Source organism: Micromonospora hortensis (genome assembly GCF_022230935.1).
Lineage (GTDB): Bacteria > Actinomycetota > Actinomycetes > Mycobacteriales > Micromonosporaceae > Micromonospora > Micromonospora hortensis.
Genome location: NZ_JAKKFE010000070.1, coordinates 283,958 through 294,441 on the forward strand (window position 1 = coordinate 283,958; position 10,484 = coordinate 294,441).

The following is a 10,484-nucleotide window of genomic DNA, read 5'->3' on the forward strand; positions in this document are numbered from 1 at the left end:
CATGCTCAGCCCCGGCGTGCAGCTCGGCAACCGCTACCGTCTCGACGAGCGGATCGCCAGCGGTGGCATGGGCGACGTCTGGCGCGGCACCGACCAGGTGCTCGGCCGGACGGTCGCGGTGAAGAGCCTGCTGCCCGCCCTGCTCGACGACCCGGACTTCGGTGAGCGGTTCCGCGGCGAGGCCCGCACCATGGCCACCATCAATCATCCCGGCGTGGTGGACGTCTACGACTTCGGCAACGACCAGCAGATCGCCTTCCTGGTCATGGAGTACGTCGAGGGTGACGCCCTGTCGTCCACGTTGAGCCGGGTCGGCCGGCTCACCCCGGCCCGGACGATGGCCCTCGTCGCGCAGGCCGCCGACGCGCTGCACGCCGCGCACGAGAAGGGCATCGTGCACCGCGATGTGAAGCCGGGCAACCTGCTGGTCCGACCGAACGGCACGCTGGTCCTGACCGACTTCGGCATCGCCCGCTCCGACCTGGTCGGCCAGCTCACCGCCGCCGGTTCGGTGCTCGGCACCGCCTCGTACATCTCGCCGGAGCAGGCCACCGGCGGCGTCGCCACCCCGGCGTCCGACGTGTACGCCCTTGGCGTGGTCGCCTACCAGTGCCTGGCCGGTCGGCGGCCGTTCGAGGGCGACAACCCCCTCGACATCGCGATGCGACACGTCCGGGAGACGCCCCGGCCCCTGCCGGCCGACATCCCTCCGCAGGTGCGAGCACTTGTCGAACGGGCGTTGGCAAAGGACCCGGCCGCCCGCTGGCCGAGCGCCGCCGCACTCGCCGGAGTCGCCCGTCAGCTCAAGGCCACGCTCTCCCAGCAGGCTCGGGCCGGCGCCAACTCCGGGCCGGTGTCCGCGGCGCCCGCCTCACCCGCGGCGCCCGGCCGGGCCCAGGTGCCGCAGGCGCACCAGATGCGTCCACCGGCTGCCCGTCCACCGGTGGCCGGAGCCAGGCCGACCGCTGTCGCACCCGCCCAACAGCCACGCCCCACCGCCGTCGCGCCGGCCGTCCGGCCGCAGGGCGCACCGAACGGCTACCCGCGCGGTGCGGCAGCGGTGCCGTCCGGGCCGCCCCGGCAGGAACACCCGCCGGCGTACGTCCGGCAGGCCGGCCCGGCGACGCCGTCGCCCCAGCCCCAGCGGTCCCGGCCGGGAATGGTGCTTCTCGCCATCCTGCTGGCCGTGCTGGTCCTGCTCTGCTCCGGCGTGATTTCCTACAACCTACGGAAGCAGTCGCAGGCCGGTGTATCGGCCGGGCTGGCGCCGCGCACCGTGGCGTCCGGCGCGCTACGACTCGACCGGCGCGACGATCCGACCCGGACGTCGTACCGTCGAGAGGTACGACTCCAGCCGGGCAACGGCGGGACGACGACGAGCGAAGGACGACAGACGCGATGACAGCGCAGGCCCGCCTGCTCGGTGGCAGGTACCAGGTCGGCGAACTGCTCGGCTATGGCGGCATGGCCGAGGTGCACCGTGGTCGCGACCTCCGGCTCGGTCGGGACGTCGCGATCAAGATGCTCCGCACCGACCTCGCCCGGGACGCGACGTTCCAGATGCGGTTCCGTCGGGAGGCGCAGAACGCCGCCTCGCTCAACCATCCGGCCATTGTGGCGGTCTACGACACCGGCGAGGAGACCGCGCCGACCGGTGAGACGCTGCCGTTCATCGTCATGGAGTTCGTCAACGGACGGACCTTGAAGGAGGTCCTCGGCGCCGAGGGGCGGCTCCAGCCGCGCCGTGCGCTGGAGATCTGCGCCGACATGTGCGCCGCCCTGGAGTTCAGCCACCGGCACGGCATCATCCACCGGGACATCAAGCCCGGCAACGTGATGCTCACCCAGACCGGCCAGGTCAAGGTGATGGACTTCGGCATCGCTCGGGCGTTGGCCAGCGGTGCGACCACCATGACCCAGACCAGCGCGGTCATCGGCACTGCCCAGTATCTTTCACCGGAGCAGGCACGCGGTGAGGCCGTCGACGCGCGCTCCGACGTGTACGCGGCCGGCTGCGTGCTCTTCGAACTGGTCTGCGGGCACCCGCCGTTCGTCGGGGACAGCCCGGTCAGCGTCGCCTACCAGCACGTACGGGAGACGCCGCCGACGCCGAGCGACATCAACCCGGACGTCACCCCGGCCGTCGACGCGATCGTGCTCAAGGCGCTGTCGAAGAACCCGCTGAACCGCTACCAGAGCGCTGGCGAGATGCGGGCCGACCTGCTCCGCGCCGCCGCCGGCCGGCCCGTGCTGGCCACCCCGGTGCTGCGCGAGGCGGAGACGGTGGCGATGGCCCCGGCCGGCGGTGGGGGCGGCTATCCGGCTTCCGGCCGTGGGCCGCAGACCGGGCAGATCCCGGCCCGGGTGGGTGACCCCCGTCAGCGCAAGGCGTCCTCCTGGCTGATCGCGACGTTCAGCGCGGTCGGCGTGCTGGCGGTGATCGCCCTGGTCGCCGCCCTGCTCTGGAACATGCAGAAGGACAACGACCTGAAGTCGGTGCCCACCCTCACCGGCAAGGCCCGGGACGTGGCGATCGCCGAGATCCAGAAAGCCGGTCTGTCCGCACAGGTGGGTGACCCGGTGCTGGCAAGTGACTGCACCGAGGGCACTGTCGTCAAGCAGAACCCGCTGCCGACCACCTCGGTGAAGCAGAACGGCACTGTCACCATTCAGATCTGTGGCGGTAAGCCCGAGGTGCGTGTTCCCGCCGGGCTCAAGGGCAGCAAGCGGGAGAGCGCCATCGCCCGGCTCACCGAGGCGAAGCTCAAGTTCGACGTCAAGACGGTCAACGACGAGGCGAGCCAGGACGAGGTCCTCAGCGTCGACCCGCCCGAGGGTGAGAGCGTTCCCGAAGGTACGCAGGTGAAGCTCACGGTCTCGAAGGGCAACATCCGCGAGGTGCCGGACGTCGTCGGGTTGGGCCAGGAGGAGGCCACCCGCGTCCTCCGGAACGACGGCTTCACTGTCGACGTGCAGAAGGGGCCGGAGGTGCCCGCCGACCAGGCGGGGACGGTCACCGACCAGAGCCCGAACGGCAAGGAGAAGAAGCCCACCGGCACGAGGGTGATCATCAAGGTGAGTCAGCCCGAGCCGGAGACCGACCCGACGCCCTCCGTGACGCCGACGGGCACGCCGACGGGCACGCCGACCACTCCCGGTAACGGGGGAGGCATCGGTCTGCCGTTCCCACCCCCGCCGAGCCGGCCCCAGGACTAGGCCACCTGCGGGCATCGACGTGACCGAGGCTGAGTCTTCCCCGGTCAGGCCGGTGCGGCGGTCGCCTCGACGCCTCCGCCGGCTGGCCGTCGCGGGCCTCGTCGTGCTGGTGTTCGCCAGCTCCCCGTGGCTGTGGACGACGCTCGCCGCACGCGGCCACCTGTACGCCGCCGCCGACGCGCCGGCCGCCGACGTGGTGATCGTGCTCGGCACCGAGGTGGCGGCCGATCGGCAGCGGCCGGGCGACCGTCTCGCCGGCCGCCTGGACACCGCCGCCGAGTTGGTGACCAGCGGGCGAGCCACAGTGGTCTTGGTGTCGGGCGACGGCGGTGGGGAGTCCGGCGACGAGCCGGCGGTGATGACGACGTACCTCGCCGAGCGCGGTGTCGACAGGCGTCGGGTGGTGGCCGACCCGTTCGGCCTGGACACCTACGACAGCTGCGCGAGAGCCCGCGAGGTGTACGGCGTCGAGCGGGCCCTGATCGTCACCCAGTCGTACCACCTGTCCCGGGCGGTGACGCTGTGCCGGCAGCTCGGCCTCGACGTCGACGGGGTGACCGCCCGCTGCGACGGCTGCGGTGCTGCCCTGCTCGCCGAGAAGTCGGTTCGGGACTACTTCGCCAGTGGCAAGGCGGCGTGGGACGCGGTGCGCGACCGACAGCCTGCGGTGCGTTCGCCCGCCAGTTCCGCGGTTCAGGACGCGCTGCGGGGCTGACCCGGCCGGTGCGGGGTCCCGATGATCCGGTGACTGTGCCCTGACGTCCGGCCCCTCAGGCGGTGGCGAAGGCCGCCCGACGACGTGCGTCCACCTCGGCGGCGAGCGCGGGTGCGCGCTCCAGCGCCTCGGGGTGACCGCAACTGGCCAGCCAGTTGGCCAGCATCAGGTGACCGCCCTCGGTGAGCACCGACTCCGGGTGGAACTGGACGCCCTCGATGGGCAGTGTCCGGTGCCGCATCGCCATCACCACGCCGGAGCCGGTCCAGCCGGTGACCTCCAGCTCGTCGGGGAGCGTCTCGGGCAGCACGGCGAGCGAGTGGTACCGGGTGGCGGTGAACGGGTCGGGCAATCCGGCGAGTACGCCGACCGAGTGGTGTCGTACCTCGGAGGTCTTGCCGTGCAGCAGCTCGGGGGCGCGTGTCACTGTCGCCCCGAAGGCTTCGCCGATCGCCTGATGGCCGAGGCAGACACCGAAGATCGGTAGCTGACCCGCGTACTCCCGGATGACGTCCAGGCAGATGCCGGCCCGGTCCGGGCTGCCCGGCCCCGGCGACAGCAGGATGCCGTCAGCGCCAACAGTGCCCACCTCGGCGATGTCGATCTCGTCGTTGCGGCGGACCTCGCAGTCCACGCCGAGCTGGCCCAGGTACTGCACGAGGTTGAAGACGAACGAGTCGTAGTTGTCGATCACCAGTACGCGCATGGTCACCTGCTCGGGGAGGGGGGCGCGGGGTTGTTCTGGTCGGTGTCGTACGGCAGATCGTGCTCGTCGCCGGCCGGCGTCTCCCCGGTCACCGGGTCGCCGCCGCCACCTGTCTCGGCGGGTACGCCGGACTCGACCTGCACGTCGTCGAAGGGCAGCAGCGGCTCGGCCCACGGGAAGGCGACGTACCACAGCAGGGCCACTGTGGCAGCCACCAGGAGGACCGAGCCGGTCAACTTCCCGACCACCCCGAACGGCAGCTTGCGCCAGATGAACGCGTACACCGGGTCAGCCTCCCAGCTCCGCCGGGCGGCCCGCGGACTTGGGTTGGGTGCGGTCCAGTTCGGCGTGGATGATCAGGCGCTGGTAGTTGTCGAACTTCGGGTTGCACGTGGTGAGGGTGAGCATCCGCTTGGTCGCCTTCTTGTCCGGTTCGCCGGGCACCGGTGCCACCACCTCGACCTGGGTCGGCCGGACGATCCGGGACTGCGACACCCGGTAGACGTACCAGTCGGTCTTGCTCTCGACCACTATCGGGTCGCCCTCGTTCAGCTCGTCCAGCCGCCAGAAGGTAGCCCGGTTGCGGTGGCCTGCGACGGAGAAGTTGCCCACCTGGCCGGGGAGCGCACTGGTCGGGTAGTGGCCGGGGGCGAAGCGGATGTCCTGCTGAGTGACCCCCTCGACGACGACCCAGTTCTTGTCGAGCTTGGGGATGTAGAGGCCCGCGAGCGGTTTTCCGCGTACCGGCGGGGACGGTTTGACGCTCGGGCCGACCGACGGGGCCACAGTCGGGTCGTCGGTCGGGCCCCACGCCTGGGCCAACTGGTTGTTGAGGTCGTTCTGGTGGGCGTCGACGATGGCCGACTTGCCCCAGACCTCGTAGCCGGCGAAGAGCAGGACCACCAGACCGAAGGTGATCAGGATTTCGCCGGTGATGCGGACGCCGGTGCGCAGTCGCGAGCCGAACGACGGGCGGGTCAGCTCGGAGTAGACGCTCTTGTAGCCCTCGCCGGTCTGGTGCGGCCGGAGTTGCACCACCCGCTCGCCACGTCGGGGTTGGGGAGGGTCGGCGGGGTTGGCGCCGGTCGGCTCGTCCGGGACGGCGGTGCGGGGGACGGCACCCATCAACGCTGTCGAGTCCATTGTCGGCGGCCTGGTGGCAGGAGTGGCGGGCACTGCCGGAATCAACGCGGTGGCGGCCGGGTCCGCGCCGTGATCCCCGCCAGCGTTCGGCGGGACCCGGCCCGGCCCGGTCGGCGGGACCCAGCCGGGCCCGGTCGGTGGGAAGCCTTCCGGCCCGGCCGCTGCGACGCGCTCGGGGGCGGCCGGGGAGACCGGGGTGGCCGGGGAGCCGGTGGGTCGGCCGGGACGGGCGGTGACCTGCGGAATGTACGCGGTCGGCGCGTCGGCAAGCGGCGGCGTCGAGGGCCCGGAGGAGACAGGCCGGCTCGGCGCGCTGGGAGCCGACGGCCGGGTCGGCATCGGCACCCCGCCGGGCGTGGCCGGGCGGGTCGGCGCCGCACCGGGTGGGTTGCCGGCCGGCGGGCGGGTTGGTGCGGCGCCGGGTGGGTTGCCCGCGCCCGGCGGGTTGCCGGTGGTCGGCGGGCGGGTTGGTGCGGTGCCGGGCGGGTTGCCGGCCGGCGGGCGGGTCGGTGCGGTGCCGGGCGCGGGGGGTCGGGTCGGGGCGTTGCCGGGGGCAGCCGGCCGAACCGGGCCCTGGTTGCTGGCGGTCGGTCGGCCGGGGGTGGTCGCGGGGGGAACCCCCGCGCCGCCGTGTGAGCCCGGCCCGGCCGCCGCGCTGCCCGGCCATGGCGGTGGCGCTTCGGCACCCGGGCGGCCCGGGTTCGCGGTCGGCTCGGGTCGAGCCCCGCTCGGCGGCGGCTGCTCGGTGCGCGGCTGCTCTGCGCGTGGCTGCTCTGCGCGTGGCTGCTCGGTGCGCGGCGGCTGCGGGGCTCGCGGCGGCTGTTCAGGGCGCGGCGGTTGCAGCACCGGCTCGGGCCAGTTGCTGGCCGGGGTCGGTCGGCCCGGTGTCGACTCGGGCCGGTCGAACTTGGGCAGAAAGGCGGTCGGCTCGTCGGTCTGGTCCCGGTGTCGCCCGTCGCGTCGTTCGTCCGGCCCGCTCACTTGGGCACCGTAGCCGAGCGCAGGGCGGTGGAATCCTCGAATGCGGGAACTCGCACCGTGGAGGCCGTCTCGCTGTAGCCAAGCTGGTAGTCGTCGACCGCGTCCTTGAACAACCGGACTCCCTGAGAGCTGGCGAGGGCCTGCTGGAGGGCAGCGGGATCGCCGATCGCTACGATCTTGAACGGTGGGGAGTACACCCGGCCGTGCAGTAGCAGGGTGTTACCGACGCAGCGTACCGCGCTGGTGGTGAGCACGCGGACATTCATGATTGACATGGCCTCGGCTCCGCCGGCCCAGAGCGCGTTGACCACCGCCTGTACGTCCCCCTGATGCACCACCAGGTCGTCGTTGCTGGCGTCCGACTGGGTCTGGTCGAGCTGGGGCGCGTCGTTCAGCTCGACTGTCACCCCGGGTCCGCTGAGGGCGGTGAACCCGGCGTCCTGGAGGCTGCCCTGGGCGCGATTCTGTTGAGCCTTGATCGGGGCGTCCGACCCGGCCAGGGTGTTGGTCCGTTGCTCGACCTCGCCGCGCAGCGTGGCGGCGCGGCGCTCGCTGGCGGCGACCTGTTCGCGGCGGTCCTCGATGAGCTGGTTGAGCTGGGGGCGCCGGTCCTCTCGGAGAGCGGTGCCGCCCGCGGTGGTCGCGGTGGTGGTGAAGAGCAGCCCGGCCGCCGCGGCGATCAGGGGCACCCCGATCGACCAGCCCGGACGGCGTTGGCGCGGTCGCCGGGGCAGCAGCCCGGCGGCGGCCCGTCGGAGGACCTTCTGCCAGGAGGTTGCGCCGGATGTGTACTCCACCGAGCGTTCCTTCCGCGTGTCGGGGATCGGTCCGTACCGGCTGGGCCGGTGATGCGAACAGTCCCGCCTCTTTCGGTCACTCCGTGCACCGGCCTGACCCCATTCGTGGTCCAGGCGGCCAATCGGGACTACGCTAGCTCTCGAACATTATTGGCCATGGACCGTCGCCCCCGCGCCCGGTTGTCAGGCCGGACGAGGTCGTCACCCCTCTGGAGAGCGCCGTGCCCAAGTCTCAGGTCCGTAAGAAGAAGGTGTACACCCCGCCGACGGACGTACGTCCGACGACGACGACGTCTTCGTCGCGCAAGCCTAGCCCGGTGTGGTTGCCGATCACCGCGGTCGCCTTGATCGTCGTCGGGATCGGCTGGCTGGTGCTCTACTACCTGTCCGAGCAGGAGTACCCGGTCATGGCGTGGGGTTACTGGAACCTCGCCGTCGGCTTCGGTGCGATGGTCGCCTCGCTGGGGTTGCTCTCTCGCTGGCGCTGATCCGAGCGGACCGTCGCGTCGGCGGTCCCACGTCACCCCGTCGAGCCCCTGCCCAGCAGGATCGGGTGGGGCCCCCTATGGTGTGCGCAGGCAGCGCGGCCTACTGCGAGATGACTCACGTTACCGCTGGGTAACCTTCGCGTAGGCTGCACTGCATGACCGAGCAGAGCGAGGTCATCAGGCAGCAGACCGGGGAGGCCAACTCGATGGGCAGCGTCCAGATCGTCACCACGATCCTCGCGGCCGCCATCACCGCTGTGGCGGTGTGGCTTGCGGTGCGTGCGGTCCTGAAGATGGTGGCAGTCATCCGGCTCGGGCAACCCGCGCCGGAGCGGTTCTCCGACAAGGTCGCCCGCGCCAGGACGATGCTGGTGGAGACGGCCGGCCACACCCGGATGCTCAAGTGGGGCGTGGTGGGCGCCGCGCACTGGTTCGTGATGGTCGGCTTCGTCGTGCTGTCGCTGCTGGTGCTCGAGGCGTACTTCGAGGTGGGCACCACCGACGGCGGTCTGCCGATCATCGGGCACTGGACGATCTTCGGTCTGGTCACCGAGATCATCGGGGTGCTGAGTCTGGTCGGCATCCTGGTGCTGATGGCGATCCGGCTGCGCAACCGGCCGACCCGCCCGGGCGGGCGGTCCCGGTTCACCGGCTCGACAATGTGGCAGGGCTACTTCGTCGAGTGGATCGTGCTGCTGGTCCTGATCTTCGGCTTCGTGATCCGGGGCTTCAAGGTCGCCACCGACCACTTCGAGTTCCCGTTCTGGGCCACCCCGGTCAGCCACGCTGTCGGTGCGGTGCTGCCCGACTGGGAGGACGGCGTCAGCGTCGCCGCGGCCATCAAGATCATCATTTCGATGACGTGGCTGATCGTCATCTCCCTGAACGTCACGATGGGCGTCGCCTGGCACCGCTTCCTGGCGTTCCCCAACATCTTCTTCAAGCGGGAGCCGGCCAAACCGGCCGGCTCCGGTCTCGGCGCGCTGCGCCCGATGACGAGCCAGGGCAAGCCGCTCGACTTCGAGGAGGCGGACCCGGAGAAGGACCAGTTCGGCGTCGCCCACGTCGAGCAGTTCAGCTGGAAGGGCCTCCTGGACTTCAGCACCTGCACCGAGTGCGGTCGCTGCCAGTCGCAGTGCCCGGCCTGGAACACCGGCAAGCCCCTGTCGCCCAAGCTGCTCATCCTGAGCCTGCGTGACCACGCGTACGCGAAGGCGCCCTATCTGCTGGCCGGCGGCGGCAAGGACCTGACCGGCGAGGAGAAGGCCACCCAGGCGCAGCTCGCCCACCTGGACGTGCTGGCCCTCGCCGAGGCCGACAAGCCGTTGATCGGCACCGCCGAGGAGGGCGGTGTCATCGACCCGGACGTGCTCTGGTCCTGCACCACCTGCGGCGCCTGCGTCGAGCAGTGCCCGGTGGACATCGAACACGTCGACCACATCGTCGACATGCGCCGCTACCAGGTGCTGATCGAGTCGAGCTTCCCTTCCGAGGCCGGCGTGATGCTGCGCAACCTGGAGAACAAGGGCAACCCGTGGGGTGCCCCGCAGAACACCCGCGAGGACTGGACCAAGGGCCTGGACTTCGAGGTGCCCCGGGTCGGCGAGGTGGACGACTTCGAGTACCTGTTCTGGGTCGGCTGCGCCGGCGCGTTCGAGGACCGGGCCAAGAAGACCACCCGCGCGGTGGCCACGCTGCTCAACGAGGCGGGCGTGACGTTCGCGATCCTGGGCGAGGGCGAGACCTGCTCCGGCGACCCGGCACGACGGATCGGCAACGAGTTCGTCTTCCAGATGCTCGCCCAGCAGAACGTGGAGACGCTGAACGAGGCGTTCGAGGGCCGGGACAAGGCCAAGCGCAAGATCGTCGCGACCTGCCCGCACTGCTTCAACACCCTGGGCAACGAGTACGGGCAGCTCGGTGGCGAGTTCGAGGTGGTCCACCACACCCAACTGCTCGCGCACCTGGTCGCCACCGGCAAGCTCACGCCGGTGCAGCCGGTCGACGGCGGCGTCACCTACCACGACCCCTGCTACCTGGGTCGGCACAACCGCGTCTTCGCGGCCCCCCGGGAGGTCCTCGGCGACGCCATCGATGGCGACCTGACAGAGATGCCGCGGAACAGCGAACGCTCCTTCTGCTGCGGTGCTGGCGGCGCCCGGATGTGGATGGAGGAGAAGATCGGCAAGCGGATCAACGTGGACCGCGTCGAGGAAGCCATGGCCACCGGGGCGAAGACGGTAGCGGTCGGCTGCCCGTTCTGCTCGACCATGCTCAGCGACGGGGTCAACGGCAAGGGTGCCGGCGAACAGGTCGAGGTGATCGACGTGGCCAGCGTGCTGCTCCGCTCGATCAAGCCCGAGCAGCCGCAGGGCGGCAAGGAGACCGCGCCGATCGGCGGCTGAGACGCGTACTCCTGGGATTTGTTCATCGACGGC

General features: G+C 71.2%; 9 protein-coding genes. 5 read left to right on the forward strand and 4 right to left on the reverse strand.

The features are described 5' to 3' along the window. Position 1: 1 nt before the first annotated feature. Genes NIE111_RS30600 through NIE111_RS30610 form a run of 3 tightly spaced genes read left to right on the forward strand, consistent with a single transcriptional unit; the run spans position 2 to position 3,931 of the window. Complete coding sequence (locus NIE111_RS30600; RefSeq protein ID WP_238687683.1) at positions 2-1,402, forward strand: serine/threonine-protein kinase; 1,401 nt, start codon at positions 2-4, stop codon at positions 1,400-1,402. Further along, the gene (gene pknB / locus NIE111_RS30605) at positions 1,399-3,216 is read left to right on the forward strand and encodes a Stk1 family PASTA domain-containing Ser/Thr kinase (protein ID WP_238687684.1); all 1,818 of its coding nucleotides are present in this window, start codon (positions 1,399-1,401) and stop codon (positions 3,214-3,216) included. Before NIE111_RS30600 ends, pknB begins: the two co-directional genes overlap by 4 nt. Before the next feature lie 52 nt (positions 3,217-3,268). Then, positions 3,269-3,931: a SanA/YdcF family protein gene (locus tag NIE111_RS30610; protein WP_238687685.1), complete on the forward strand. Its 663-nt coding sequence runs from the start codon at positions 3,269-3,271 to the stop codon at positions 3,929-3,931. Positions 3,932-3,986: 55 nt separating this feature from the next. Here NIE111_RS30610 and NIE111_RS30615 read toward each other — a convergent pair whose 3' ends face one another. Genes NIE111_RS30615 through NIE111_RS30630 form a run of 4 tightly spaced genes read right to left on the reverse strand, consistent with a single transcriptional unit; the run spans position 3,987 to position 7,558 of the window. Beyond that, positions 3,987-4,637 carry an aminodeoxychorismate/anthranilate synthase component II gene (locus tag NIE111_RS30615; RefSeq protein WP_238687686.1) on the reverse strand — a complete coding sequence of 217 codons (651 nt, stop codon included), beginning with the start codon at positions 4,635-4,637 and terminating at the stop codon, positions 3,987-3,989. A 2-nt stretch (positions 4,638-4,639) separates the two neighbouring features. Then, on the reverse strand, positions 4,640-4,921 hold the full coding sequence (locus NIE111_RS30620; protein WP_238687687.1) for a hypothetical protein: 282 nt from the start codon (positions 4,919-4,921) through the stop codon (positions 4,640-4,642). A 4-nt stretch (positions 4,922-4,925) separates the two neighbouring features. Next, positions 4,926-6,761 (reverse strand): class E sortase, encoded by a 1,836-nt coding sequence (locus NIE111_RS30625; protein WP_238687688.1) that lies wholly within the window; start codon positions 6,759-6,761, stop codon positions 4,926-4,928. After that, positions 6,758-7,558: a DUF881 domain-containing protein gene (locus NIE111_RS30630; protein WP_238687689.1), complete on the reverse strand. Its 801-nt coding sequence runs from the start codon at positions 7,556-7,558 to the stop codon at positions 6,758-6,760. The genes NIE111_RS30625 and NIE111_RS30630 overlap by 4 nt, the downstream gene beginning before the upstream one ends. A 221-nt stretch (positions 7,559-7,779) precedes the next feature. On the opposite strand from NIE111_RS30630, the gene NIE111_RS30635 reads away from it, so the two are divergent. Both NIE111_RS30635 and NIE111_RS30640 read left to right on the forward strand, forming a co-directional pair. Further along, positions 7,780-8,046, forward strand: coding sequence for a cell division protein CrgA (locus NIE111_RS30635; protein ID WP_238687690.1), 267 nt, complete (start codon positions 7,780-7,782; stop codon positions 8,044-8,046). Positions 8,047-8,252: 206 nt separating this feature from the next. Then, complete coding sequence (locus NIE111_RS30640) at positions 8,253-10,451, forward strand: (Fe-S)-binding protein (RefSeq protein WP_238687705.1); 2,199 nt, start codon at positions 8,253-8,255, stop codon at positions 10,449-10,451. Positions 10,452-10,484: the final 33 nt, after the last annotated feature.

What these genes read in the sequence shown, in the direction of transcription:
- pknB (WP_238687684.1), top strand. Translation starts at nt 1,399, where the DNA reads ATGACAGCGCAGGCCCGCCTGCTCGGTGGCAGGTACCAGGTCGGCGAA.
- NIE111_RS30615 (WP_238687686.1), bottom strand. Translation starts at nt 4,637, where the DNA reads ATGCGCGTACTGGTGATCGACAACTACGACTCGTTCGTCTTCAACCTC.
- NIE111_RS30600 (WP_238687683.1), top strand. Translation starts at nt 2, where the DNA reads ATGCTCAGCCCCGGCGTGCAGCTCGGCAACCGCTACCGTCTCGACGAG.
- NIE111_RS30640 (WP_238687705.1), top strand. Translation starts at nt 8,253, where the DNA reads ATGGGCAGCGTCCAGATCGTCACCACGATCCTCGCGGCCGCCATCACC.